Annotated in this window: 30 protein-coding genes; 23 read left to right on the top strand and 7 right to left on the bottom strand. The window is 34.1% G+C overall.

The features are described 5' to 3' along the window. Positions 1-17 precede the first annotated feature (17 nt). From F8162_RS24570 to F8162_RS24550, 5 genes are all read left to right on the top strand, one after another. Positions 18-1,007: a DUF2628 domain-containing protein gene (locus F8162_RS24570; RefSeq protein ID WP_151630706.1), complete on the top strand. Its 990-nt coding sequence runs from the start codon at positions 18-20 to the stop codon at positions 1,005-1,007. A gap of 83 nt (positions 1,008-1,090) precedes the next feature. Then, positions 1,091-2,752, top strand: coding sequence for a peptide ABC transporter substrate-binding protein (locus F8162_RS24565; RefSeq protein WP_071757932.1), 1,662 nt, complete (start codon positions 1,091-1,093; stop codon positions 2,750-2,752). A gap of 60 nt (positions 2,753-2,812) precedes the next feature. Further along, entirely contained in the window at positions 2,813-3,229 is a 417-nt protein-coding gene (gene fosB, locus F8162_RS24560; RefSeq protein WP_151630705.1) for a FosBx1 family fosfomycin resistance bacillithiol transferase, read from the top strand. Positions 3,230-3,241: 12 nt separating this feature from the next. Then, positions 3,242-3,787 carry a short-chain dehydrogenase gene (locus tag F8162_RS24555; RefSeq protein ID WP_151630704.1) on the top strand — a complete coding sequence of 182 codons (546 nt, stop codon included), beginning with the start codon at positions 3,242-3,244 and terminating at the stop codon, positions 3,785-3,787. A 13-nt stretch (positions 3,788-3,800) separates the two neighbouring features. After that, positions 3,801-4,412, top strand: a complete 612-nt coding sequence (locus F8162_RS24550) for a phosphoserine phosphatase 1 (protein ID WP_151630703.1) — start codon at positions 3,801-3,803, stop codon at positions 4,410-4,412. Between the two features lie 43 nt (positions 4,413-4,455). Here F8162_RS24550 and exsB read toward each other — a convergent pair whose 3' ends face one another. Then, positions 4,456-5,016, bottom strand: coding sequence for an exosporium protein ExsB (gene exsB / locus F8162_RS24545; protein ID WP_151630702.1), 561 nt, complete (start codon positions 5,014-5,016; stop codon positions 4,456-4,458). 181 nt (positions 5,017-5,197) lie between these two features. Between exsB and cotH the strand changes: the two genes are divergently transcribed. The 8 genes from cotH to F8162_RS24505 all read left to right on the top strand — a co-directional run bounded on the left by cotH (position 5,198) and on the right by F8162_RS24505 (position 12,981). Next, positions 5,198-6,274 (top strand): spore coat protein CotH, encoded by a 1,077-nt coding sequence (gene cotH, locus F8162_RS24540; protein WP_151630701.1) that lies wholly within the window; start codon positions 5,198-5,200, stop codon positions 6,272-6,274. 105 nt (positions 6,275-6,379) lie between these two features. Then, a complete protein-coding gene (locus F8162_RS24535) occupies positions 6,380-6,997 on the top strand; it encodes an NUDIX hydrolase N-terminal domain-containing protein (RefSeq protein WP_151630700.1) in 618 nt (205 codons plus the stop codon). Positions 6,998-7,100: 103 nt separating this feature from the next. Beyond that, positions 7,101-7,703 carry a DedA family protein gene (locus F8162_RS24530; RefSeq protein WP_098227872.1) on the top strand — a complete coding sequence of 201 codons (603 nt, stop codon included), beginning with the start codon at positions 7,101-7,103 and terminating at the stop codon, positions 7,701-7,703. A gap of 102 nt (positions 7,704-7,805) precedes the next feature. After that, positions 7,806-9,185, top strand: coding sequence for a polysaccharide biosynthesis protein (locus F8162_RS24525; RefSeq protein ID WP_151630699.1), 1,380 nt, complete (start codon positions 7,806-7,808; stop codon positions 9,183-9,185). A gap of 184 nt (positions 9,186-9,369) precedes the next feature. Beyond that, the gene (locus F8162_RS24520; protein WP_000932394.1) at positions 9,370-10,311 is read left to right on the top strand and encodes a magnesium transporter CorA family protein; all 942 of its coding nucleotides are present in this window, start codon (positions 9,370-9,372) and stop codon (positions 10,309-10,311) included. A 198-nt stretch (positions 10,312-10,509) separates the two neighbouring features. Next, positions 10,510-11,406, top strand: a complete 897-nt coding sequence (locus F8162_RS24515; RefSeq protein WP_151630698.1) for a permease — start codon at positions 10,510-10,512, stop codon at positions 11,404-11,406. Between the two features lie 3 nt (positions 11,407-11,409). After that, positions 11,410-12,279 (top strand): TIGR03943 family putative permease subunit, encoded by an 870-nt coding sequence (locus F8162_RS24510; protein WP_151630697.1) that lies wholly within the window; start codon positions 11,410-11,412, stop codon positions 12,277-12,279. A 195-nt stretch (positions 12,280-12,474) separates the two neighbouring features. Further along, positions 12,475-12,981 carry an acyl-CoA thioesterase gene (locus F8162_RS24505; RefSeq protein ID WP_151630696.1) on the top strand — a complete coding sequence of 169 codons (507 nt, stop codon included), beginning with the start codon at positions 12,475-12,477 and terminating at the stop codon, positions 12,979-12,981. Between the two features lie 125 nt (positions 12,982-13,106). On the opposite strand, the gene F8162_RS24500 is transcribed toward F8162_RS24505, so the two are convergent. Beyond that, a complete protein-coding gene (locus F8162_RS24500; RefSeq protein WP_071721689.1) occupies positions 13,107-13,193 on the bottom strand; it encodes a YjcZ family sporulation protein in 87 nt (28 codons plus the stop codon). Between the two features lie 160 nt (positions 13,194-13,353). On the opposite strand from F8162_RS24500, the gene cls reads away from it, so the two are divergent. From cls to F8162_RS24480, 4 genes are all read left to right on the top strand, one after another. Beyond that, on the top strand, positions 13,354-14,538 hold the full coding sequence (cls, locus tag F8162_RS24495) for a cardiolipin synthase (protein ID WP_151630695.1): 1,185 nt from the start codon (positions 13,354-13,356) through the stop codon (positions 14,536-14,538). Positions 14,539-14,568: 30 nt separating this feature from the next. Further along, on the top strand, positions 14,569-15,027 hold the full coding sequence (locus F8162_RS24490) for a spore coat protein (protein WP_151630694.1): 459 nt from the start codon (positions 14,569-14,571) through the stop codon (positions 15,025-15,027). A gap of 185 nt (positions 15,028-15,212) precedes the next feature. Beyond that, complete coding sequence (locus tag F8162_RS24485) at positions 15,213-15,392, top strand: hypothetical protein (RefSeq protein WP_151630693.1); 180 nt, start codon at positions 15,213-15,215, stop codon at positions 15,390-15,392. A gap of 101 nt (positions 15,393-15,493) precedes the next feature. After that, positions 15,494-16,114, top strand: coding sequence for an NAD(P)-dependent oxidoreductase (locus F8162_RS24480; protein WP_151630692.1), 621 nt, complete (start codon positions 15,494-15,496; stop codon positions 16,112-16,114). A gap of 25 nt (positions 16,115-16,139) precedes the next feature. Here the strand turns inward: F8162_RS24480 and F8162_RS24475 are convergent, their stop codons facing one another. The 3 genes from F8162_RS24475 to F8162_RS24465 all read right to left on the bottom strand — a co-directional run bounded on the left by F8162_RS24475 (position 16,140) and on the right by F8162_RS24465 (position 19,009). After that, positions 16,140-16,622, bottom strand: coding sequence for a DUF456 domain-containing protein (locus F8162_RS24475; protein ID WP_151630691.1), 483 nt, complete (start codon positions 16,620-16,622; stop codon positions 16,140-16,142). A 1-nt stretch (position 16,623) separates the two neighbouring features. Continuing rightward, positions 16,624-17,931, bottom strand: a complete 1,308-nt coding sequence (locus F8162_RS24470; RefSeq protein WP_151630690.1) for a hemolysin family protein — start codon at positions 17,929-17,931, stop codon at positions 16,624-16,626. 208 nt (positions 17,932-18,139) lie between these two features. Then, positions 18,140-19,009, bottom strand: a complete 870-nt coding sequence (locus F8162_RS24465) for a hypothetical protein (RefSeq protein ID WP_151630689.1) — start codon at positions 19,007-19,009, stop codon at positions 18,140-18,142. Positions 19,010-19,253: 244 nt separating this feature from the next. On the opposite strand from F8162_RS24465, the gene cbpA reads away from it, so the two are divergent. The 4 genes from cbpA to F8162_RS24445 all read left to right on the top strand — a co-directional run bounded on the left by cbpA (position 19,254) and on the right by F8162_RS24445 (position 22,579). After that, the gene (gene cbpA, locus F8162_RS24460) at positions 19,254-19,901 is read left to right on the top strand and encodes a cyclic di-AMP binding protein CbpA (RefSeq protein ID WP_151630688.1); all 648 of its coding nucleotides are present in this window, start codon (positions 19,254-19,256) and stop codon (positions 19,899-19,901) included. Between the two features lie 399 nt (positions 19,902-20,300). Then, complete coding sequence (gene brnQ4, locus F8162_RS24455; RefSeq protein WP_413226537.1) at positions 20,301-21,638, top strand: branched-chain amino acid transport system II carrier protein BrnQ4; 1,338 nt, start codon at positions 20,301-20,303, stop codon at positions 21,636-21,638. A gap of 66 nt (positions 21,639-21,704) precedes the next feature. After that, positions 21,705-22,034: a chaperone CsaA gene (gene csaA, locus F8162_RS24450; protein ID WP_151630686.1), complete on the top strand. Its 330-nt coding sequence runs from the start codon at positions 21,705-21,707 to the stop codon at positions 22,032-22,034. Between the two features lie 17 nt (positions 22,035-22,051). Then, a complete protein-coding gene (locus F8162_RS24445) occupies positions 22,052-22,579 on the top strand; it encodes a DUF1572 domain-containing protein (RefSeq protein WP_151630685.1) in 528 nt (175 codons plus the stop codon). Here the strand turns inward: F8162_RS24445 and F8162_RS24440 are convergent. Beyond that, on the bottom strand, positions 22,552-22,857 hold the full coding sequence (locus F8162_RS24440; protein WP_151630684.1) for a permease: 306 nt from the start codon (positions 22,855-22,857) through the stop codon (positions 22,552-22,554). The two genes, F8162_RS24445 and F8162_RS24440, sit on opposite strands and share 28 nt — an antisense overlap. A gap of 4 nt (positions 22,858-22,861) precedes the next feature. Further along, positions 22,862-23,158, bottom strand: a complete 297-nt coding sequence (locus F8162_RS24435) for a hypothetical protein (protein ID WP_151630683.1) — start codon at positions 23,156-23,158, stop codon at positions 22,862-22,864. A gap of 89 nt (positions 23,159-23,247) precedes the next feature. Here F8162_RS24435 and spoIIP point away from each other — a divergent pair, with 89 nt between their 5' ends. Together spoIIP and F8162_RS24425 are read left to right on the top strand one after the other, a co-directional pair. Next, complete coding sequence (gene spoIIP / locus F8162_RS24430) at positions 23,248-24,402, top strand: stage II sporulation protein SpoIIP (protein WP_151630682.1); 1,155 nt, start codon at positions 23,248-23,250, stop codon at positions 24,400-24,402. Between the two features lie 226 nt (positions 24,403-24,628). Further along, entirely contained in the window at positions 24,629-25,126 is a 498-nt protein-coding gene (locus tag F8162_RS24425) for a GNAT family N-acetyltransferase (protein ID WP_151630681.1), read from the top strand. Positions 25,127-25,131: the final 5 nt, after the last annotated feature.

Below are 25,131 nucleotides of genomic sequence, written 5' to 3'. Positions count from 1 at the left end.
CGGGAAGAGGGATTGTTTTGAGATGTATAAATTGTGGGCAACTTTGCGAGGGAAATCAGTTGAATTGTGAAAGTTGCCAGCGGACTTTGCATACTGAACAAGGTGAAGGAAGCGCACTAATAGACAAGGAATTAGAAGTGTATGTAGGGAGACAATTTTCGTATTACAAAAGGAAATGGGAGCTTGAGGAAAAGCGGATTGCTAGGTGGAGCTGGAATGGTTGGGCAGCCATTTTCAATGTAGGCTGGCTTGGGTATCGTAAGTACTATTTACCAGCAGCATTATTTGTATTGTTATTAGTAGCGTGTGATGCATTTTCTTATTATATGGGTTTCAACGTAGCATTACCAATCATTAATATGGTGCCTCTGACGTTTCTATTACTCGTTTTTATTTTATTTGGAATGGCGATTTTTGCGAATGGATTATATTATCAATTTGCAGAAAGGCGTATATATCGAATAAAAGCACGAGAAATTCAAGATGAATCGGTTGAGAAGTATCTCATTCGTGATAGTGGTGGAACCAGTAAAATGGGAGCAATAATTGTTACGATTTTAGCAGTTGCTAGTATTTTTTTCAGCCATTTCTTTTTCCCAACTGATCGAGATATTATTCAAAAAGTTCGTGCAGGCTCACTATATGAATATCCGTTCTTTTCAATTGGTGAATCTTTTGAAAATTATTTTAGAAATCCAGGTTGGGTATATTATCGTGGCACCGAAGGATTAGAATTGGTAGAGTTTCAAGGAGAAAGTCCTGATATGCCAAGGAAAAAGGTGAAGATCCAATTTGTTGTTGATTATAAATTGGGCGAGATTGAGCCGTACTCATTGACGATTAATGGAGAATCTAAAAATGAGGAAGAGTTTTTGAAAATAATGGACGAAATATTTAAAGTTCAAAATCCATTTGATATAGACGATGGATTACAAGTAAAAGAAATAGAAAAAGAAGCGGATGGAAAGACTCTCTATCCGCTTCTTTTTTTTAATGTACGAAAATAATATTTGAAATAATCTGAATCTTTTGTATAATAATATGTATTATACTGGATTTCATTTATACATATAGATTGGGGGAAGGAAGAATGAAGAGAAAGGTAACAACGATTGCTGCAGTAGCATTATCAACTAGTGTATTAGTTGCAGGTTGCGGAAATGGGGAGAAGGCATCTACAACGAAGAAAGAGGCAAGTAAGGGGGCAGCAGATAAGCAAGTATTAAACTTACTAGAAGCAGCAGAAATTCCTTCAATGGATACATCAAAATCGACAGACTCTGTATCATTCCGTGCCTTTGTCAATGCAATGGAAGGGTTATATCGTTTAGATAAGGATAATAAACCAACTCCAGGTATGGCAAAAGATGTGAAGATTAGTGAAGATAAAACGACATATACATTTGAATTACGAGACGCAAAGTGGTCTAATGGCGATCCGGTTCGAGCGCAAGATTTTGTATTTGCATGGCAACGTGCATTAGATAAAGCAACAGCAGCTGAGTATGCATTTATTTTATTTGATGTGAAAAATGCACAGAAAGTAAATAAGGGAGAATTACCGTTAGATCAATTAGGAGTAAAAGCAAAGGATGATAAAACGTTAGTAGTAGAATTAGAACAACCAGCACCATATTTCCTTGAGCTTACTTCGTTCCCGACATTTTTCCCATTAAATGAAAAATATGTGAAAGAACAAGGGGATAAATATGCATTAGAAGCAGATAAACTATTATACAATGGGCCATTTACGATGAGTGAATGGAAACATGAACGAAGTTATCAATTGAAGAAAAATCCTAATTATTGGGATAAAGATACAGTAAAATTAGAAGAAATTAATGTAAATATAGTGAAGGAAACTAGCACGGGAGTAAATTTATATGATAGTGATCAAGCAGACCGTGTTATTTTAAGTTCTGAATTTGTTGATAAATATAAAAAGAATAAGCCAGATGAATTTAAAACGAAGTTAGATCCACGTATGTATTTCTTGCGTTTTAACCAGAAAAATGCAACGTTTAAAAACCAAAAAGTTCGTGAAGCGATTGATCTAGCATATGATAAAAAAGGAATTGCAAATGTTATTTTAAATGACGGATCATTACCAGCATATTTCTTAGTACCTGAAAAATTTACAACAGGACCAGATGGGAAAGATTTCCGTTCTGTAAATAAAAATTTCCGTGACAGTAAAGACAATGCAGCAAAAGCAAAAAAATTATGGGAAGAAGCAAAGAAAGAACTTGGCCAAGATACAATTACAGTAGAATTTTTAAATGATGATAATGGTAGCCGTAAAAAAGTGGGCGACTTTATTAAAGAGGAGTTAGAGAAAAACTTACCTGGTATTAAAGTGAATTTGAAACAACAACCATATAAGCAGAAGCTAGAGTTAGAAAAGAAATTTGAATATGAATTCTCATTATCTGCATGGAGTCCGGATTATCCAGATCCAATGACTTATATTGATATGTTCGTTACGGGAAGTTCATTTAATGAAATGGATTATTCTAATCCGAAGTATGATGATTTAGTAGCGAAATCAAAAGGAGAGCTATTAAAAGATGATAAAGCACGTTGGAATGCACTTGCAGAAGCTGAAAAAATCTTAATTGGTGAAGATGCTGCCATTTCTCCTGCGTACCAACAAAGTACGGCATATTTAGAGAAACCGTATGTAAAAGGTATTGCAAATCATACGTTTGGTGGGGACTTCAGCTATAAATGGGCATATATTACAAAGAAATAGTATAATAAAAGATGAGTGAATTTTCGCTCATCTTTTCGTTTGTTTAAGGAGGAGCTAATTTTGTTAAAAGGAATTAATCATCTTTGTTTTTCAGTGTCTAATTTAGAAAACTCTATTACATTTTACGAAAAAGTGTTAGAAGGAGAATTATTAGTTAAAGGGAGAAAACTTGCATATTTTTATGTATGCGGGGTATGGATAGCACTTAATGAAGAAGCACATATTCCGAGAAATGAGATTCATCAATCTTATACGCATATTGCGTTTTCAGTTGAACAGAAAGACTTTGAACGTCTATTGCAGCGATTAGAAGAAAACGATGTTCATATTTTACAAGGAAGAGAACGAGATGTAAGGGATTGTGAGTCTATCTATTTTGTTGATCCTGATGGCCACAAATTTGAGTTTCATTCAGGGACATTGCAAGACCGACTTAATTATTATAGGGAAGATAAACCTCATATGACATTTTACTAAGGGGGGAAGAAGTTGCATGCGCTAGTAATTGGTGGAACAGGAATGCTAAAGAGGGTGTGTATGTGGCTTTGTGAGCAAGAGTTTCATGTTTCTATTATTGGTAGAGATGAAGTGAAATTAGAAAATGTTAAGCGAGAGAGTGCTATACCAGAAAGTATCTCATGTCTATCGTTAGATTATCATAATGAAGACGATGTAAAGTTAGCAATTAAGAGCACAATTGAGCGGAATGGCCCAATAACATTAGTTGTCGCATGGATACATTCCAGTGCGAAGGATACGTTATCGCTCATTTGTAGAGAATTAGACTTGTCGTCTGAAACATACAGCACTTTTCATATTTTAGGTAGTAAAGCATCGCGCATGACCGCACAAAAAATAGGAGGTACGCGATGTAGCTATCATAGAATAATATTAGGTTTTATATTAGACGGTACATACGGCAGATGGCTTACTCATGAAGAAATATCGGATGGTGTAATAAAAGGAATTGAGAGTAAATGTGGTGAATGGATTGTAGGACGGGTAGAGCCGTGGGAATTGAGGCCAACATGGTAAGGGGGAATGCAAAATGAAAACAACTGTATACGTAACAAGGCACGGTGAAACAGAATGGAATGTAGCGAAACGAATGCAAGGTCGGAAAAATTCTGCTTTAACTGAAAATGGGATGCTACAAGCTAAGAAATTAGGAGATCGAATGAAAGATTTATCTATCCATGCGATTTATAGTAGTCCGAGTGAAAGGACACTTCATACTGCAGAGTTAATAAAGGGCGAACGTGATATACCGATAATCGCGGACGAGCATTTCTATGAAATTAACATGGGCATATGGGAAGGACAAACAATCGATGATATAGAAAGGCAATACCCAGACGATATAGAATTGTTTTGGTATGAGCCACATCTTTTTCAGTCAACATCAGGAGAAAATTTTGAGACTGTTCATAACAGGGTAATTGATGGAATACATCATCTTTTAGAGAAGCATAAAGGAGAAAGTATATTAATTGTTTCCCATGCGGCAGCGGCCAAATTACTTGTAGGACATTTTGCAGGTGTTGAAATAGAAAATGTATGGGATGATCCATTTATGCATAGTGCTAGTCTAAGTATAATAGAATTTGAAGAAGGAAAATGTGAAGTGAAGCAATTTGCAGATATAAGTCATTTTCAATAAACGAAAAAAGGCCGCAAAACGGCCTTTTTTATAGGCATAAAAACTAGCGATTACGTTTTTTATACCAGAAGTGATCGAATTTCTTGTTGTTGCAAGATGGGAATTTAGTTCCGCCTTTGCAATCATTCCATTTGTGTCCATAATCGTGACAGTCTTTACCATGATCCCATGAATCATCACAAGAGCCACCGTGTCCATTCGGGAAGAACTCGCATTTTTTACAGTAACATCGTTTTGTCCAGTAAAATTTCTTTTCAAAGCGTACACATTTTGTAACGAACGTACAATGTTTTCTACGAGTGCGTCTTGTAACTAAAACGCATTCTTTTCTACGTGTTACTTTCGTAACGAATGTCCATTTTTGAACGCGAACACGAGTACATTTTGTAACAAATGTCCATTTTTTTACATGAGTACATTTTGTAACGAACGTACAATGTTTCACGTGAGTACATCTTGTTCTTGGGCAGTTACAATCGTCGCTACATTCTATTTTTGTAGTACAATCATCATCGCAATCAAATGTACTTGGATCTTGATGTAAGAAATCTTCCATCCCCGCACTTTTGATTTCCTCAACAGCTTTTCTAATATCACGTTTCATAGAAATCCTCCTTATCGTGTATTAAAGTCAAAAGGTATTCTTTTTCATTAACAGGATATGTATATAGGCATCTTTCTGAACAGGACAAGAGTGTAATTTTATATAAATGGTTGATAGCGGATGTATGGACAAGGCAAAGTGCATACATTGAATGAAGAGAACTGAGAAGGGATGGGGAAATATGCTACCTTCATATGATTTTTTTATTCATCCAATGAACCTAGTGGAATTGAAAAGAGAAATTTGGTCAGACAGTCCAGTGCCAGCAAAATTAACTTATGAAAAAAAGAAGTATGACATTGATATCGTATATCGGGGTGCTCATATTCGTGAATTTGAGAAAAAATCTTATCATGTTATGTTCTATAAACCGAAAAAATTTCAAGGTGCGAAAGAGTTTCATCTAAACTCTGAGTTTATGGATCCGTCTCTCATACGAAATAAATTATCTTTAGACTTTTTTCACGATATTGGTGTACTTTCACCTAAATCACAACATGTATTTATAAAAATTAACGGTCAAATTCAAGGCGTATATTTACAGTTAGAATCAGTAGATGAAAACTTTTTGAAAAATAGAGGATTACCGAGTGGGTCTATTTATTATGCGATAGATGATGATGCAAATTTCTCTTTAATGAGTGAGAGAGATAAAGATGTTAAGACCGAGCTTTTTGCGGGTTATGAATTTAAATATTCGAATGAAAATAGTGAAGAACAACTGAGTGAATTTGTATTTCAAGCAAATACTTTGTCAAGGGAAGCTTATGAAAAAGGAATTGGAAAGTTTTTGCATGTAGACAAATATTTAAGGTGGTTAGCTGGCGTCATTTTTACTCAAAACTTTGATGGTTTTGTTCATAACTATGCACTATATCATAACGATGCAACGAATTTATTTGAAGTGATACCGTGGGATTATGATGCGACTTGGGGGCGAGATGTACAAGGGAGACCACTTGATCATGAATACATTCGTATTCAAGGTTATAACACATTAAGTGCAAGGTTGTTAGATATACCTGTATTTAGAAAACAATATCGAAGTATTTTGGAAGAAATATTAGAAGAACAATTTACCGTTTCGTTTATGATGCCGAAAGTAGAAGGTTTGTGTGAATCGATTCGTCCATATTTACTACAAGATCCATATATGAAAGAAAAATTAGAAATATTTGATCAAGAAGCTGATATGATTGAGGAATATATAAATAAAAGAAAAAAATATATACAAGATCATTTACGTGAATTGGATTAATTTTGAAAGAGATTGGAACATTATCAATCTCTTTTTTTGTATAATAAAGATGTATAAATAGAATTGATGTAATATTCATTCAATAAAAAATAGGGATGTGGAAACATGACGATAAAATGGATTGGTTGGGCAAAACAAATACAATCTATAGCTCAAGCGGGTTTAATGTATTCTAAGGATGTGTATGATATAGAACGTTTCCAACAATTACGGGATATTTCCATTTCGATGATGTCACATTACACGAAGACAGATTGGGAAGTTGTAGAGAAGTTATTTGCAAATGAGACAGGCTATCAAACACCAAAAGTTGATATTAGAGCAGTCGTTTTTCAAAATGAAAAGTTATTATTTGTGAAAGAAAAAAGTGATGGGAAATGGGCATTGCCAGGTGGGTGGGCTGATATCGGCTATACGCCAACAGAAGTAGCAGCAAAAGAAGTTATAGAGGAGACGGGTTATGAAGTGGATGATTTTAAACTATTCGCTATATTTGATAAAGAAAAACATCAACCATCGCCTTCAGCAACACACGTATATAAAATTTTTATTGGCTGTAAGATTATTGGTGGCGAAAAGAAAACGAGTATTGAAACAGAAGATGTGGAGTTCTTTGGTGAAAATGAATTGCCTAATTTATCGATTGCTAGAAATACCGAAGAACAAATTAAAGAAATGTTTGCCTTTATGAAAGAACCTCAGAAAGAAATATTAATAGATTAATCATGCTTATGCCAATCATATTGTTGAAATGAAGATATTGGCAGATTGAAACCTTTATGTAATAATGGGATGGTATGTGAAGAAAAAGGAGATAGAAAATAAAATGTTAGCAAGCATAATAGATCAGTTATTGCAATTTTTTGCAAGCTTAGGTTACTTTGGAGTAGCGCTAGCTTTAATGATTGAAATTATTCCGAGTGAAATTGTACTTTCGTATGCGGGATTTTTAGTTGCAGATGGAAAAATTAGCTTTGTCGGTGCAGTTATTGCTGGAACAATCGGTGGTACTTTAGCTCAAATCTTTTTATATTGGCTTGGATATTATGGAGGACGTCCAGTTGTAGAGAAATATGGGAAATATCTACTTATTAATAAACACCATTTAGACATAGCGGAAAATTGGTTTAAGCGTTACGGAGCAGGAGTAATCTTTTCTGCACGCTTTATTCCAGTCGTACGTCATGCAATCTCTATTCCAGCAGGATTAGCTAAAATGCCATTAAAGCTATTTACACTGTATACAGTAGTTGCGATTATTCCATGGTCAATACTGTTTATATACTTAGGTGAAAAGCTTGGCGGGAATTGGCGACACATTAAAGAGTATGCATCTGATTACACACATTACATAATTATAGGAGCTGTTCTCTTTGTTGCTTTATACTTCGGATTAAAGTATTTCAAAAAGAAAAAAGCAACGCGTTAAAGTCAATGATTTTTCATTGGCTTTTTTTATTTGTTTCGGTTCGGTTCTAAAAAAAAGGAGTTGTCCATAATGTATAATAATAAAGCGTAGCGGAGGAATGTGATGAAAGGGTCACCGTTTATACGTGGAACGATATTTTTAACGATGGCAACGATGATATCTAAAATGTTAGGGTTTATATATGTTATACCATTTACAGCAATGGTCGGTACGAGTGGGTACGTTTTATATACGTATGCATATCGTCCATATACGATTATGCTTAGTATTGCAACAATGGGACTACCACTCGCCGTTTCAAAAATGGTATCAAAATATGATCAACTGAATGACTATCATACGGTTAAAAGAGTGCTTAAGAGTGGTATCGTTTTTATGCTTTTAATGGGAATAATCTCATGTTTTATATTATATTTGTTAGCACCGCATTTAGCTGAACTAGTGATTGATGGGAATGATCAAACAGGGAATAGTGTAACAGCGGTCACAAATAATATTCGAATTGTAAGTTGTGCATTAATACTTGTGCCGGTAATGAGCTTATTAAGAGGTTTTTTTCAAGGGTTTCAGTCGATGGGACCTTCTGCATTAAGTGTGGTTGTAGAACAATTTTTTCGGGTCTTAACCATTTTGATAGGAAGCTTTGTCGTTTTATATGTTTTAAAAGCTTCAGTCTCGCTGGCTGTTGGTATTTCAACGTTTGGTGCCTTTATGGGAGCGATAGGCGGATTAACAGTTTTAAGTGCGTATTACGTAAGAAGGAGAAAGCACTTAAAGAAAAAAGAAATGGTAAGTATACCGCAAACAACGAAATCTTTTTTCTCGCTGTATAAGGAGCTCTTTACATACTCAATACCGTTTGTTGTGGTAGGTTTAGCAATTCCGTTGTATCAGACGATTGATACATTTACAATAAATAAACTACTTATACAAATAGGATATATGCAAGGGGAAGCGGAGAAGATTAATGCGATAATTGGCCTTGTTCAGATGGTTGTTCTTATTCCTGTTTCTGTTGCGACTGCTTTTAGTATGTCTCTCGTACCTGAGATGACAAAAGCTTATACAGCAGGAAATGTGAAGTTACTGTACAAACATTTTACGAGGACGAATGTATTAGTAGTAGGTATTACGGTACCCGCGGCAATTGGAATGATGGTGTTAGCAAAACCAGTATATACTCTTTTATTTGGCGCTGGAAATGATCCGGAGATGGGGAGCGTTATTTTACAGTATTATGCTCCTGCTTGTATACTATTTTCACTTTTTACAGTAACAGCTGCGATGTTACAGGGAATTAATCAACAACAGAAGACAGTGCTAGGATTAATAATTGGCATTATTGTGAAGATAGTTTTAAATATTGTATTGCTTCCGTATTTCGATTATGTAAGTTTTATTATTTCAACATACGCTGGTTATACGATTTCAGTTGGCTTTAACTTGTGGATGCTTTCTAAATATGTTATAAAGGCAACATAAGCTTTTTAAGGCAGAGAGCACTCTGCCTTTTTCTTTGTTTAGAATATTTTTCTTATAAAAACGTTTTCAAAATAATTTTTCTATTGAAATTTAAACGTATGTTTCATATGCTGAGAATGGCGGTTCAAAAACTGTTGTTTAAGAGAGGTAGATTCCTACATGTAAAAAGAATCGGGGTGATAGTATGTTAAATATTTATTTAACAGACCGAAACGGAAAACTACAAGAGGTTGAGGAAATGCAGAAGGGGTGCTGGATTAATGTACTTCATCCAACAGAAGAAGAAATTCAATATCTAGTACAAACTTTAAATGTAGACTTAGATTTCATTAAAGACCCTTTAGATGATGAAGAACGCTCTCGTATTGAAAAGGAAGACAATAATACTTTAATAATCGTGGATATTCCAACAGTTAGACATGATGAAGAAGGAAATTCGATTTATGACACGATTCCAATAGGTATGATTGTAATGCCAGATTGCTTTGTGACAATTTGTTTAGAAGAAAACCCAATTTTTGAACGTTTTATTAATCAACGTATTAAAGAATTTTATACGTTTAAAAAGACACGCTTTGCACTTCAGCTCTTATATACGATTTCTACTTATTATTTAAGATACTTAAAGCAAATTAACAGAAAAACAATCGATTTAGAGCATCAATTAAATAAGTCGATGAAAAATAAAGAGATTTTCACATTGCTAGGCCTTGAAAAAAGTTTAGTTTACTTTACAACATCATTAAAGGCGAATAAAATTGTAATTCAAAAATTAATGCGTAACAGTACATTTTTAAAAATGTATGAAGACGATCAAGATTTATTAGAAGATGTATTAATTGAAAATAAACAGGCTATTGAAATGGCGGAAATATATAGTCATATTCTAAGTGGAATGATGAATACTTTTAGCTCTGTTATATCGAATAATTTAAACAGTGTTATGAAACTGTTAACGTCTATTACAATCATTTTATCATTACCAACAATGGTCTCTAGTTTCTTTGGAATGAACGTAAAGGTTCCGTTTGAAGGTGAGGCTCAAGGTTTTGTAATTGTACTCATAATATGTGCAACATTATCTTGCGCTTTAGCATTTGTATTTTGGAAGAAACGTTACTTTTAACGATAAAAAAGCTGCTCTAGCATAGTTGTGTAACTGCGCTAGAGCAGCTTTTTTGCTATGAAATCCCAAATTTTGAATAGAATATAACTTATAAAATGTAATGTATATGAAAGAGGTGAATTCCGTATAAGTCTTGTCCAATTCATAAAATGGGGTTAAAATTACATATTGTTAATGAAAAGTTGGAGGAAATACATCATGGAATTGTTTCAATTACCGAAAGCATTCCTGCAAATGAATACAATCTTTATCTCTATATTGATCGAAGCACTTCCTTTTGTGCTCATTGGTGTATTTATTTCAGGATTCATTCAAATGTTTGTGACAGAAGATATGGTAGCAAAATGGATGCCGAAAAACCGATTTCTGTCTGTTTTAATGGCTACTTTTTTAGGGATGATGTTTCCAGGTTGTGAATGTGGAATCGTTCCGATTGTTAGGCGATTAATCGGAAAAGGAGTTCCGCCATATGCAGGGATTGCATTTATGCTAACTGGGCCAATTATTAATCCAGTCGTATTATTTGCAACATACGTTGCCTTTGGGAGTAGTATGCACATGGTATGGTATCGTTCTATTGTAGCGATTGTCGTAGCAATTATCGTCGGAATTATATTATCATTTATGTTTAAAGAACATCAATTAAGAGATGATCATTTCCCAGAAGTGAATCATAAGCGTCCATTACGTAAAAAAATGTGGGATGTATGTACGCATGCTGTTGAGGAATTTTTCTCGATGGGAAAATATTTAGTATTAGGTGCGTTAATTGCAGCTGCAGTTCAAACGTTCGTACAAACTTCTACACTTCTTGCTATTGGACAAGGTCCATTTTCTTCACCAGCTGTTATGATGGGACTTGCATATATTTTATCACTTTGTTCGGAAGCAGATGCGTTTATTGCTTCTTCATTCCAAAGTACATTTTCAACAGCATCACTTGTCGCGTTCCTCGTATATGGACCGATGGTGGATATTAAAAACATGTTTATGATGCTTGCGACATTTAAAACGAAATTTGTAATTGTCGTTACAGTTACAGTTACACTTGTTGTTTATGCAAGCTCACTACTCATTTATGCGATGGGGTGGTAGGTTATGTTTCGAGCATATATATTATTAGGTTTTACAATCTTAATCGCGCAGCTTCATATTTCTGGTAATATTACGAAGTATATCAATATGAAGTATGCCTATTTATCAACTACAGCAGCTATTATTTTAGGTTTTTTAACGGTCGTTCAAATTATTATCGTTTTCCAAAAAGAACATGAGAAAGAACTAGGAAAACAAGATTGTAGCTGTGATCATAGCCATTGCGGGCATGATCATTCAAAAGATGAGAATACATGGTGGAAAAAAGTATTTTCGTACTCATTGTTCTGTTTTCCCATTGTATCAGGGTTGTTTTTCCCGATTGCAACATTAGATTCAGATATCGTTAAGGCGAAAGGATTTCACTTCCCTGTTGCACAAGCAGAAAGTACAGATCCATTTATGAGAAGGCAATTTTTAAGACCGGATACGAGTATTTATTACGGAAAAGAAGGATACCGTGGGGTAATGGAAAAAGGGAAGAAAGAGTTTGTAACGAAAGATAGTGTAACTTTAAACGATGAAAATTTCTTAAAGGGTATGGAAACAATTTATAATTACCCTGGCGAGTTTACTGGAAAAAAATTATCTTATAAAGGGTTTGTTTTCAAAGATGATTCTTCTAAAAAAGAACAATATTTCTTATTCCGTTTCGGTATTATACATTGTGTAGCGGATTCTGGTGTATATGGTATGTTAGTGAAAAAGCCAGAAGGTGTAGAATGGAAAAACGATGATTGGATTCAAATAGAGGGAGAAATTTCTACTGAATTTTATCAACCGTTCCATGCGAATATCCCTGTATTAGAAGTAACAAAATGGAATAAAGTTGAACCGCCAAAAGAACAATATGTATTTAGAGGAGCCGATTGATAACATCGGTTCTTTTTTGTGGACTAAGAGTTCTGAATGTTGTTAATATTAAGCTTGAAGTGATACTAAGCTCATACCGTTCTAGTGTTAATGGGAAATGGAACTCTTACCGAACTTCTTTGCTCCAGCCGAATTTTATGGTGGGAGTCTTACTGTCTGCAAATAGCGGGTTAAATAATCAAAGAGGTGATAACAATGACTGAAGTAAAGGGTAAAACAGCTAATGAGTCTAGAGTGTTTAAAACGAGCCGAGTATTTCCAACAGATTTAAATGATCACAATACGCTATTTGGTGGAAAGATATTAGCGGAGATGGATATGGTTGCTTCTATTTCAGCAACGAGGCATGCAAGGAAAGAATGTGTCACAGCATCTATGGATTGGGTAGATTTCTTACATCCTGTTCGCTCTTCAGATTGTGTTAGTTATGAATCCTTTGTAATTTGGACGGGTAGAACATCGATGGAAGTATTTGTGAAGGTAGTAGCAGAAGATTTAATTTCAGGTGAGAAGCGTATAGCAGCAACATCATTTGTTACTTTTGTTGCGCTTAGTAAGGAGAATAATCCAGTTCCAGTGCCGCGAGTAATCCCTGAAACAGAAGAAGAGAAAGAATTATACCGCATTGCAGTATTACGTGCAGAACAACGTCATATACGCAAAGCAGAGAGTAAGAAAGTAGCTACATTACTAACTTTTTAAGTTGAATATTTAGTCGTTAAGATATCTTAACAAATCGAAATGTTTTTCATATGAAAAGCGGACACCTAAAACTAGGTGTCCGCTTTTATAGTTTTTTCATCCACATATCATATGACGATAACTACTTAGCAGAAGCAAGCAGCACCGACGATGATTAAGAGGATAAATAATACGACTAATAGCGCGAATCCATTACCTTGTGCGAAGCCCATTGTTATTTCCTCCTTTTATTTTAAGATACAACATACAATATGCAAATGAGCCATCGTTTGATATGGACATATATCATGTAATGACATATTTTCTTGAATGATATTGTATTAAAAAAGGGAAGATATAGAAATAACAGTAAGTGGAGAAAGGAAAATATCCATGAAACACTTTTTCGTTGTAATCCTTTGTTTAATAGGTGTATTCATTTGGATGAACATCGATGTGGAAATGGGGAAGAAAATGGCTAGTGAATCTGAATTAGGACAAGTTCGATTAGGTGAATTTCAACTATATACGAACGGTGAAAAGTTATATAAGAAATTATTTGAGGATATACGTAATGCAGAAAAGTACGTATATATCCATTTTTATATTGTAGGTAAAGATGAAATAAGTAAAGAGTTTTTGCAGTTGCTCGAGAAAAAGGCATCGAGTGGAGTAGAAGTAAAATTGTCCGTTGATCGAATAGGTGGATATAAGCTGAAGAAAAAGATAATTCGTCAATTAAAAAGCAATGGTGTCCAGTTTACGTTTAGTAAAAAACTTAAATTGAAACATGTATTCTATTCGTTGCACCAACGAAACCATAGACGCATTGTTACGATTGACGGAAAAGTATCATATATCGGCGGCTTTAATATTGGGAAGGAGTACCTTGGACAAGATCCAAAATTTGGCCCGTGGCGTGATTATCATGTACGAGTTAAGGGGAATGGTGCCACGGATATGGAAAGAAAATTTGCTACTGACTGGAAAGAAGATACGGGAGAAAAAATGCCTGTACATGAAAGTTCACCTGCGATAGGGAATGTAAAATATCAATATTTATTTTCAGATGGAAAAGGTTTATGGAAAAAATATGGAGCGCTTTTAAAACAGGCTAAAAAGTCTTTAGTTATTGCTACGCCATATTTTGTACCAAGTAAAGAAATGATGAAAGAGTTAAAAGATGCATTAAACCGCGGTGTCAATGTGAAAATTCTCGTACCATTTAAAAGTGATGCAGTATTGTTAAAACAAGCTGCCTATCCGTATTTGAAAGACATGTTACATGCTGGAGCGGAGATTTATCAATATCAGAATGGTTTTTTTCATGGGAAAGTAACAATCATTGATGGGGAAATTGTTGATATTGGTACCGCAAACTTTGATAATAGAAGTTTTTATTTAAATACGGAGTCAAATTGTATTATCTATGATAAGGGAGTAACAGCGGATGTATGGAACCGATTAAAAGAAGACTTTCATAAATCAAAAAAATTTTCGGAAGAAGATTTTGAGAAAATTAGTAAATGGGATTGGTTTTTAGCAAGAATAGCAAATGTAATAGCATCATATTTATAGCATATAGACAAAAGGAAGGGAGGCACTTTCATGGATTGTATGAAAGAATTAATGAGGTATAGTTATATGCTTATATATAAGGTTGGGGAGTATACAGGAAAGGTAAGAGACGAAGAATTAAAGGAGCTATTACAGCATCATTTACCATATATGTTGCAAGCATATAATGAACAAGTGAATTTTCAAGAAGGAGAGAATGTACAGCATATAACTTGTGAACCAATTTCATTTCATTTTCAGGAAATGGAAAAGGAAACTGATAGTAAATATACAGGGGATATTTATATTGCAACTTCTTATATTGCGTATTTAAAACAATTAGCACTAAATTTTGCTCAAGTGGCAGTTGAAGTTGCAAATCCAGAATTCCGCTCGTTTTTAGAAAATTGCTTCCTGAAAATGAACCGTTATGCCTATAGTGTATGGCAATATGTTGTGAAGAAAGAGTATAAGATTCAACATGTATATGAAAATGAGAAGTTTGCATAAGAAACTAAGGCGGAAAGACAGGCGCCTTAGTTTTTTATTTTTCATGGAGAAGAAATGACTAAATCTACATATATTATCAGAAAATTTACAAATATTTACCGTTTATTTACTATTTTTCAATCTTTCCTTTAAAAATAGAGAGTAATATGGGATTGTACATATTCTATCAAAAGGAGGAAACGCAAATGAACAAATGGGTTAAATCATTAACTGCTATGGCACTTGCAAGTTCTTTATTAATGGTAGGTTGTAGTAAAGGTGAGGATGAGAAGAAAGAAGACGATACAACAACACAACAAGAGGACAAAAAGGATAAAGAAACAAGTGGAACTGAGACGTCTACGGATTCTAAAGAAAAGAAATAAAATAATAATAGAGCTTCCTCTTACATATGAGGAAGCTTTTTTGTTGTAAATTAATTGAGATTATTGAAAAATAGAGAAAGAATGAAAGAGGGGGAAAACAAATGAAAGTATGTATATTAGGAGCAACAGGTCGAGTAGGTTCAAGTATAATAAAATTAGCATTAAAGGATTCAGCTGAAGTGACTGCGTTAGCACGTGATGTAAATAGAATAGAAATACACCATGAAAGGTTACGAGTTATAGAAGGTAATGTACTAAATGAAAATGATATAAAGAAAGCGATAGAAGGAAGCGATATAGTAATTAGTGCACTTGGAACGGATCAAAATGGGACATTAGCGAAGAGTATGCCACGAATTATAAAGCAAATGGAAGAAGTAGGGGTTCATAAGATCATTACAATAGGAACAGCTGGTATTTTACAAGCAAGAACAAATCTAAATTTATATCGTTTTCAATCAACTGAATCAAAAAGGAAAACGACAACAGCAGCAGAAGATCATTTAGCTGCATATAAGATACTTAGTAGTAGTAATGTATGTTGGACGGTCGTTTGTCCGACGCATTTAATAGACGGTGATGTGACAGGAGTGTATCGAACTGAAAAAGATGTATTACCAGAAGGGGGAGCGAAAATAACAGTTGGTGATACAGCGCAATTTACGTGGAATCTGTGTAGTGAAAACAAATATGAGAATAGTCGAGTAGGTATTTCATATTAAAAAAACCATCCCGAAATTGGGATGGTTAAAAGATGATATAACATACAAATATGAGAATCATAATGATTTGGAGAATAGCTTTCGCTACTGTACTGCTTAAAAAACCAACTACAGTAGCAACTCCTACTAGAAAGGCGTCTTTTGGCGCTTTTTTATGCATGAGTTCTGTAATAAATACCGATAAGAACGGTATGATAATTAAACCGAATGGTGGGAAGAAGAAAGATCCGACAATGATAGAAATCATACCGACACGCTCTCCCCATTTAGAACTCCCATATTTCTTTAAGAAATATCCATTTGCAATAAAATCAGCAACGAAAATAAATAGTGTGAAAATGAATTGAATAATCCAAAAGGAAGTTGTTAGTTCTCCGCCATTTATACCAAAATGGTAAATGAAATATCCAGCCCATACAGCAAGGATGCCTGGAATGATAGGATAAATAAAGGCGAGAAATGAAACAATGAAACAGGCAATGATACAGATTGTTAATAATACTGTCACTTTATAACTCCTTTTTCGTGTCTAATTTATGTACTGCAATTTTTTTCACTTGATGTCCATCAAGTTCTAGTGCTTTAAATTGAAAACCGGCAAATTCGATGGAATAACCAGCCTCAATATTTAAGTCTACTGCTTGGGAGAGGAGCCAGCCTCCAATTGTATCTAAATCACTATCATCAATATGTAGGCCGAATATATCATTCACCTCAGAAATGAGTACTTTCCCATCTAAAACAGTAAGCTTCGGCGTACGTTTTTCAATCATAGGTGATTCATCCGCATCAAACTCATCTTGAATTTCTCCAATGATTTCTTCAAGAATATCTTCCATTGTTAAAAGTCCAGCAGTACCACCATATTCATCCATAACGATTGCCATCTGAACACGATTTTTTTGTAGATGTACTAATGTTTTGCGAATTGGAACAGTTTCAAATACAGTTAGTACTGGATGTATGTAAGATTCAAGTGGCTTATGAATGCCTTTCGTTTGATCATGAAAAACTTCTTTCGTATTGATCATACCGATAATATCATCTTTATCTTTTTCGATGATAGGATAGCGTGTAAACTTTTCAGTTGCGACGATATCCATATTCTCTTCTAACGTATTTTCAGTAGATAAGCAAATCATTTCTGTACGAGGGACCATAATTTCTTTTGCAACTCGGTCGTCAAATTCAAAAATATTATTTACATATTTATATTCGGTTTGATTTATTTCTCCACTTTTGAAACTTTCACCTAAAATGAGTCGTAATTCCTCTTCAGAATGGGCAAGTTCATTTTCTTTTGCAGGCTCTAAACCGAGTAGTTTTGTGAAAAAGATTGCCGTACTATTAAGTAACCAAATGAATGGATACATAATTTTATCAAATAAAATAAGTGGTCGTGCAAACTTAAGTGTGATTGCTTCTGCTTTTTGAATGGCGAAAGATTTTGGAACTAATTCACCTAATACAACATGGAAAAATGTAATAAAACTAAAAGCAATAATAAAGGACAAAGTATTCGCCATTGTTCCAGTAATATTAATCTTTTCAAAGAGCGGTCGTAGTAAATGTTCCACAGTCGGTTCACCAAGCCAACCAAGCCCTAAAGAAGTAATCGTGATCCCGAGCTGACAAGCTGATAAATAAACATCTAAATTAGATAGGACACTTCTTGCAGCTAAAGCTTGTTTATTGCCTTCATTTGCAAGTTGGTCAATTCGACTTTTTCGTACTTTTACAACAGCGAATTCTGATGCAACGAAAAAGCCGGAAATAAGGATGAGTACAAAGATGAGAAAAATATTTAATATGTCCAAGTGTGTTCTCTATTCCGTAGTTTGGAATAAAGATGTCACCTCCTGCGATTATGTTATACTTTTATAATAAATCCAAACGAAAAGAATAGTCAAAGAAAAAGGGTAAATATTGGTATGTTTCTGCAATAGTTTTTGAATGTGCTGTTATTTTGTCCGCGATACAAAAGGAATAACCCCCTACTTTCAGATTATAGAGGGTTATTTTAAATTAAGGTTTTGGGATACTTCTAGTTAAAGCGTATGATTGTTGTTTAACGTGGTTTGTCGTCCATAGTGTTTGAAGGAACGAGAGTATGCAATACGGGATATACAAAAGTAATAAGCTAATTGTAACAATGATAGGTGCATTTCCGCCGAATTGAATGATAAATTGCAATAGTCCGCTTGCATGAAAAACGCATTCCATAAAAACGAATGAAAGAATAATGGAACCTAAAATGGATTTATGATTCGAAGTAAGTGCCCAAAACAATGTATCCATAAGGAAAGAAGATTGTTTTATTTCATATTCATTTGTGTTACTTAAGAACGGAATCCATTTTTTTATTGCTTGCATAACGATAATCATGGAAGTACTACAAACGATGATAAAAGATGAGTAGTAAGGAAGTTTTATAAATTTTGCGATGTATAGGAGTAGTAATAAGACTGAGCATTGCAATAATACAGTACAAAAAGAGTAAGGTATCCATCTTAATAAGAAAGTGAGCTTTTTAACCGAATGAGGTGCTTTAAAAAATAAATGGCCGATCCCTAAACTGATGAAGAATCCGATCGTAAGAGTAAAGGTAAAACGAACAATCGATAAAAAATATATTTCCCATATGTAAGGGAATAACGGTGTTGAATGATTCGAAGTATGTACCATTTGATTTGCTGAGAAAAAGATAGATTCATGCATCCAATCAATCTTTGGAACTGTCATAGAAGAAAGTTGTGCGAAGTTATGAAAAATGCTTATAAAGCCAGTTATGTAAGAGTATTTATGTGTAATGAATAATGCGGGAATAGGACTAATGATAAATATAATGAGAACACCAACGATAAATTTATATATATGTGAGCGAAATAAAGACATGTAATCACCTACTCTTAGAATATTCAGAAAATTCTTATTCTTATTTTAGCTTCTTTCGGCGTAAGTTACAATATATTTTTCTTAAAGAAGTTTAGTATTGTACGGGATATAAGTGAATGAAACGTGAATAAATTATGACAAGAAAATGAATAATTTTCAGAAAAATGAAATAAATTATTTATTTTTTTCTGAAAATATAATATAGTTATGGCACAGAAAGTATTTTAACATAAGGAGGCTGTTTATGAGGATTAAAGGGAATTATGTGCCGAAAAGGGAAGTTTTATTTTGCTCATGTTCAATTACAATAGGGGAAGCACTGGAGCATTTAAATAATACTGGCTATCGTTGTGTACCAGTTTTAGATGAAAAAAAAGAGAAATATTTAGGGAATGTATACAAAGTAGATATATTAGAATATAAAGGTTCACTGGAAGAGAGTGTAGTACAATTATTAAACGATAAAGAAGGATATGTCAGAGAAGATTCTTCGTTCTTTAAAGTATTTTTTACAATAAAAAAATTACCTTATTTATCAGTAGTTGATGAAAAAGGAGTCTTTCTTGGAATTTTAACGCATAAAAAAGTTTTTGAGTTATTAGAAGATGCTTGGGGCGTTCATTCTAGTAAATATTCTGTCATGATTGGGACGCAAGATTATAATGGGGCCATTCAAAAATTATCGACAGTATTAAAAAAATATACAGGTATTCAAAGTTTAATGACTTTTGATAATGATGCCTTATTAGTTCGTAGAATTATGTTTACATTAGGAGAAGAGTTTAACGACGGTGAATTAGAGACGTTATTGAAGGATTTAGAAGATCACGGATTTAGAGTTGTGTATGTGGAAGAGATGAAAAATCCACGTAAAGTTGAAACGATAGAGTAACATGCAAAAGCCATCTAATTATGTTGGATGGCTTTAGTTATGTCACGTGTATAAAGTTATTTGGAAATAATGTTAAGGTGAAAAAATGTAGATAATTTTGATTTTCAAAAAAATCAATTTGAAAATATGTTTTTATTTTTCAACTAAATATGTTACTATATGTGTGATAAAAACAAAGAGGTCTGACAACTATACTCCACGCAATACCACTCTAATGAGTTAAAAATTCAAAAAAATCAAAAATTAATAGTTAGAGTAAGAATAAGGGGAATGGAGAAATTATGGAGAAAGACACTGCTTTGTAAGGGCATATTTTATCATCTTGAGCAGAGAGGAGGATGCATAGCATATTGTGAAAATAGAGATAAACAATGAAAAAGTGCTATGCAAATGAAAAGTATGAAGGGACGTTTAAGGCCAGGTGATACGATAGCAATTGGTTTAATGTTATTTGCACTATTTTTAGGAGCAGGAAATTTAATTTTTCCACCAGTTTTAGGGCAACAAGCTGGAGAGAATGTTTGGATTGCTACAATTGGATTCCTAGTAACGGGAGTCGGATTACCCCTATTAGCTGTAACAGCTGTTGCGTTTGTAGAGGGGGACTTGAAAGCGCTATCTTCTAGAGTTCACCCTATATTTGCGTTTATTTTCCCATTGATTAGTTATTTAGCAATTGGACCATTTTTCGCGATTCCGCGTACGGGAGCCGTTTCATTTGAAATGGGTGTGAAGCCATTTTTATCAGAGGCAATGGTTTCTGAATGGTACACGCTATTTCTTTTCACTATAATTTTCTTCGGAATAACTTGGTATTTATCATTAAATCCATCTAAATTAGTGGATTGGTTCGGGAAATTTCTTACACCATTGTTAGTATTAATTGTTGCTGTAATTGTCGGAAAGGCAATTATTGATCCAATTGGAGAACCAGCTGCGCCGCTAGCTGCATATCAAGAAAATGCTTTCTTTGGTGGATTTATACAAGGATATTTAACGATGGATGCAATTAGTGCGCTTGTATTTGGAATTGTCGTTGTACAAGTTATCCGTTCTAAAGGGATAAAAGAGAGTAGTCAAGTTGCAAAAATAACAGTAGTATCAGGTATTATTGCCGTACTTGGTTTAACGTTAATCTATTTATCACTTGCTTATCTTGGTTCAACAAGTACATCACTTGGTGTATCAGAGAATGGTGGACTTATTTTAACGAATGTTGTAAATGAGTTATATGGAACAAGTGGTAAAATTTTATTAGGACTTGTTATTATACTAGCTTGTTTAACAACTTCTGTTGGATTAACATCAGCTTGTGCTGGCTTCTTTACAAACTTATTCCCTAAACTTTCGCATAAAGCGATTGTAACAATGGTATGTGTGTTTAGTTTAATTGTATCTAACCTAGGTTTAACACAATTAATCGCAGTCACTTTACCAGTGTTAATGATCATATATCCAGTTGCAATCGTATTAATCGTACTTTCTTACTTCCATAAATGGATAGGGAAGCGTAATACCATTTATATTGGAGCTATTTTAGGCGCATTGTTAATTAGTTTCTTTAACGGTTTAGAAAGTGCAAACATTAAAGTTGATGCGGTTTCTAACGTGTTACAAATGTTACCATTATATAATGAAGGAATAGGGTGGTTAATCCCATCATGTATTGGCGGGATTCTGGGTTCCTTCTTCTATAAATCAAATGAATCAAGTGAACTACAAAAGAAAGGTGCTTAGGCGCCTTTCTTTTTTTAAAGGGGATTTTTGTATTTTGTCTAAGTAATAATTGGGAGGAATGATAAAATGGCTAATTTTGAAGATTTTTTAACTTTGGATGTAAGAATTGGAACTGTAACACATGCAGAGGAATTCAAGGAAGCGAGAGTTCCAGCGATTAAACTAGAAATTGATTTTGGAGAGCTTGGAATAAAGCAGTCAAGTGCTCAAATTACGAAAAGATACAATCCGGAAGATTTAGTCGGTCAGCAAATCGTTGCTGTTGTAAATTTTCCGTCAAAACGTGTAGCTGGATATAAATCAGAAGTGCTTGTTTTAGGAGGAGTACCTGAAGCGGGTGATGTTGTATTACTTCAGCCTAATATGGAATTACCAAATGGAACAAAAATTAGTTAGTGTAAAGGCGGAGGAACATGGATATTGGACGAGAATATTTACAATGTGCCATTTCGAATTTTAAAGCAACAAAGAAGCAAGGAGAAAGGGTACTTTCTCAATTATCATATGAACAGATTGAATGGTCTTCTCATGAAGAAACAAATAGCATAGCAATCATAATTAAGCATCTGCACGGCAATATGCGTTCTAGATGGACGGATTTTTTAACAGCTGATGGTGAAAAAATAGATCGTAACCGAGATGCTGAATTTGAAGGTGGTTATTCTTCTAAGGAAGAGGTTATCGCATCATGGAATAAAGGATGGGAATATCTTTTTAAAATGATGTATATGTTAACGCCGGAGCATTTATTACAGACGGTATATATTCGCGGTGAAGCACATACTGTCATGCAAGCAATTGAAAGACAAATTTCTCATTATGCTTTGCATATTGGACAAATTATTTTCATCGGTAAAATGTTAAAAGAAAATGAGTGGGAATGTTTAAGCATTCCTAAAGGACAGTCTGCACGTTACGTAGAGAAAAAACGCTCAACATAATAATAGGAAAGAAATCGATATAAAATGGGAAATAAGAAAATTAGCCAAATGACAGATGGTTCTGTAATCATAAGAATGCTGCCAAAAATAAGTCCATATATAATAAGAAAGAAATGAAATAGTGTATTCACAGGGATAAATCGTGAGATGAACACTTGCTGTCGTTTAAAGCAATCACTGTGAAATAAATAAAAGCGGAAGTACGATGTGGCAGTAATGAGATCTTTCTTTCGCACAATTCTTTTTTTGCATGTATGACAGATGAACGGTGGTCGCATTTCATTACGCTCCATTTTTTATATTTGTAATAATGTAAGACAATAGTAGGTATAAAGTGTATATCCCTATATACGCTCCTGATATAAGAAAAAACGGATTTAGTAAAATTCCATGAATGCTTGTCATGAAAACTAAATCTTGCATTAAAACATCATATATATTAATAGAAATAATTGTACCGAGTACATAAAGTGCTAAGTATGCTGAAATATGTAACGCAACACGGATTGTAGGATGCTTAGCAAGCCAATAAAAAATAAATGATAGTACAATGGGTAATGTTCCTATTAGTAGCTTCAATTCATTTCACCTCATTAACAATATAGCCGGAATTTAGACGGTCTATTCTCTAGAGCTTGTACATAACTTGAAATAGAGAGGGTGATAGTATGAATCGAGGCTTTTTTTATTTGAAGTTCACAAGTGTACGTAAGTTAGTTTTATTTATTATTGCTACAGTACTAGCGACTTTTTTTCTTATTAGTATGATGGTAACCTCTATGAAAGAGACAAAGTCAACGTATTTATATAATTGGTTAAATGAGCTATCGATGAATGGTTACATGTACGTTCTTGGGAAAGAGAATCATTATTTTACACAGGAGTATCGAAATTTAAATCAAAACTTTTCAATTTCCTCGTTTCTCTTTTCTATGGCTACGAATATTCGTTTTAACGATGTACGCAGTTTTGTCGGTAAAGAGCTACCTGGTTTTGGAAAGTACGATACAGAAATTGTTATTGCGGGTGAAGGGACAAATTATTCTAACTTACCGATAGAATCGAGCGTGCCACTTGAAGAAGTAGTAAAAGAACGGACTGGTGAAGGTGGACAGGCTCCAAAGCCGGATACGAACAAAGAGAAAAAGAAACCGGCTCAAACGACAGGGAAACGACAAGTTGCGTTTATTTATCATTCGCATAGCTGGGAATCTTATTTGCCGTTACTGAATTTAGCAAATGATCCAAATCCGAATAAAGCGACAAGCTCCGTCACGAATATTTCAATAGTCGGCGACCGATTTCGTGAACAATTAGCAAGTGAAGGGATTGGAGCTACTAACGACAAGACTGATGTCGGTCAAAAGTTGATTAGTAAAGGGTTAAATAGTAATAGTTCTTACAAAGTGTCACGGGAAATTGTACAAGAAGTAATGACTGGTAATAAAGAGCTGCAATACTTCTTTGACTTACATCGTGATAGTGCTCGGAAAAATGTCACGACAAAAGCAATTGGAGATAAATCATATGCGAAGCTTGCTTTCGTAATAGGGAAAGGCAATAAAAATTATGAAAAGAACTTACAATTAGCAACAGCTCTTCATGAAGAAATTAATAAGAAATATCCAGGAGTGAGTCGTGGTGTCATTCAAAAAGGATTCCAAACAGGAAATGGTGTCTACAATCAAGACTTATCAGGACAAGCGATATTAATAGAAGTTGGTGGCGTAGATAATACAGAGGAAGAATTAAATCGATCGATTGATGTACTTGCTAAAGCGTTTGGTGAATATTTCTGGCAGGCGGAAAAGGTGAATGGATAAAGTGAAACATAAATGAGTGGGAGAGTCTGAAAAAACGTGAGTGTTAAGCTTGCGCTTTTTTTGTGTAAAGAAGAGGCGTCACAGAATAGACATAATTTGTCGATGTTATAGTAATATCGAAATTTGTCAAATTATACTGGGAGATTTACAAAGGGATTTTCGGGAAAGTAGAGAAAATCTTTTTACAAGGAAAACTTTTTATTATGAAACTGATTGGGTGATAGAAGTGATTAGGGAGATCAAAATAGAAGATGCAGCACCATTTTTGCAATTAAGTAAGCAACTAGATGAAGAAACGAAATTTATGCTATATGAACCAGGAGAAAGAAAATTTACAGCCGAGCAACAAGAACAAATGATTCATCGCTTTATAGAAAATGAATATACAACAATATTCGTAGCAGTTGAAAAAGGAAGTATAGTAGGGTTTATTTTAGTGAATGGAAATCATATTCAAAGAAAGAGACATGTAGCAGGCATTGTAATTGGTATTTTGCAAGAGTATAGCGGGCGAGGTATTGGGACCAGATTGTTTAAAGAGGTTGAGAAGTGGGCAAAATTACATGATGTATGGCGTTTAGAATTAACGGTAATGGCCCACAATACAAGAGCTCAGGCACTATATAAAAAAGCTGGATTTGAGAAAGAAGGTGTCAAAAGAGCTGCTCTTATTATCGATGGAGAGAACATCGATGAGTATGAAATGGCCAAATTATTAAAATAAGAGGT

The sequence above is a fragment of the Bacillus sp. CH140a_4T genome (assembly GCF_008923725.1).
Taxonomy (GTDB): Bacteria; Bacillota; Bacilli; order Bacillales; family Bacillaceae_G; genus Bacillus_A.
The sequence above is the reverse complement of the archived record's forward strand: the minus strand, read 5'-3'. Positions and strand labels throughout refer to the sequence as shown.

What these genes read in the sequence shown, in the direction of transcription:
- spoIIP (WP_151630682.1), top strand. Translation starts at nt 23,248, where the DNA reads ATGAATCGAGGCTTTTTTTATTTGAAGTTCACAAGTGTACGTAAGTTA.
- F8162_RS24520 (WP_000932394.1), top strand. Translation starts at nt 9,370, where the DNA reads ATGTTAAATATTTATTTAACAGACCGAAACGGAAAACTACAAGAGGTT.
- F8162_RS24500 (WP_071721689.1), bottom strand. Translation starts at nt 13,193, where the DNA reads ATGGGCTTCGCACAAGGTAATGGATTCGCGCTATTAGTCGTATTATTT.
- F8162_RS24490 (WP_151630694.1), top strand. Translation starts at nt 14,569, where the DNA reads ATGGATTGTATGAAAGAATTAATGAGGTATAGTTATATGCTTATATAT.
- F8162_RS24530 (WP_098227872.1), top strand. Translation starts at nt 7,101, where the DNA reads ATGTTAGCAAGCATAATAGATCAGTTATTGCAATTTTTTGCAAGCTTA.
- F8162_RS24550 (WP_151630703.1), top strand. Translation starts at nt 3,801, where the DNA reads ATGAAAACAACTGTATACGTAACAAGGCACGGTGAAACAGAATGGAAT.
- F8162_RS24505 (WP_151630696.1), top strand. Translation starts at nt 12,475, where the DNA reads ATGACTGAAGTAAAGGGTAAAACAGCTAATGAGTCTAGAGTGTTTAAA.
- cbpA (WP_151630688.1), top strand. Translation starts at nt 19,254, where the DNA reads ATGAGGATTAAAGGGAATTATGTGCCGAAAAGGGAAGTTTTATTTTGC.
- csaA (WP_151630686.1), top strand. Translation starts at nt 21,705, where the DNA reads ATGGCTAATTTTGAAGATTTTTTAACTTTGGATGTAAGAATTGGAACT.
- exsB (WP_151630702.1), bottom strand. Translation starts at nt 5,016, where the DNA reads ATGAAACGTGATATTAGAAAAGCTGTTGAGGAAATCAAAAGTGCGGGG.
- F8162_RS24485 (WP_151630693.1), top strand. Translation starts at nt 15,213, where the DNA reads ATGAACAAATGGGTTAAATCATTAACTGCTATGGCACTTGCAAGTTCT.
- F8162_RS24465 (WP_151630689.1), bottom strand. Translation starts at nt 19,009, where the DNA reads ATGTCTTTATTTCGCTCACATATATATAAATTTATCGTTGGTGTTCTC.
- F8162_RS24480 (WP_151630692.1), top strand. Translation starts at nt 15,494, where the DNA reads ATGAAAGTATGTATATTAGGAGCAACAGGTCGAGTAGGTTCAAGTATA.
- F8162_RS24535 (WP_151630700.1), top strand. Translation starts at nt 6,380, where the DNA reads ATGACGATAAAATGGATTGGTTGGGCAAAACAAATACAATCTATAGCT.
- cls (WP_151630695.1), top strand. Translation starts at nt 13,354, where the DNA reads ATGAAACACTTTTTCGTTGTAATCCTTTGTTTAATAGGTGTATTCATT.
- F8162_RS24445 (WP_151630685.1), top strand. Translation starts at nt 22,052, where the DNA reads ATGGATATTGGACGAGAATATTTACAATGTGCCATTTCGAATTTTAAA.
- brnQ4 (WP_413226537.1), top strand. Translation starts at nt 20,301, where the DNA reads ATGAAGGGACGTTTAAGGCCAGGTGATACGATAGCAATTGGTTTAATG.
- F8162_RS24515 (WP_151630698.1), top strand. Translation starts at nt 10,510, where the DNA reads ATGGAATTGTTTCAATTACCGAAAGCATTCCTGCAAATGAATACAATC.
- F8162_RS24440 (WP_151630684.1), bottom strand. Translation starts at nt 22,857, where the DNA reads ATGCGACCACCGTTCATCTGTCATACATGCAAAAAAAGAATTGTGCGA.
- cotH (WP_151630701.1), top strand. Translation starts at nt 5,198, where the DNA reads ATGCTACCTTCATATGATTTTTTTATTCATCCAATGAACCTAGTGGAA.
- F8162_RS24510 (WP_151630697.1), top strand. Translation starts at nt 11,410, where the DNA reads ATGTTTCGAGCATATATATTATTAGGTTTTACAATCTTAATCGCGCAG.
- F8162_RS24525 (WP_151630699.1), top strand. Translation starts at nt 7,806, where the DNA reads ATGAAAGGGTCACCGTTTATACGTGGAACGATATTTTTAACGATGGCA.
- F8162_RS24565 (WP_071757932.1), top strand. Translation starts at nt 1,091, where the DNA reads ATGAAGAGAAAGGTAACAACGATTGCTGCAGTAGCATTATCAACTAGT.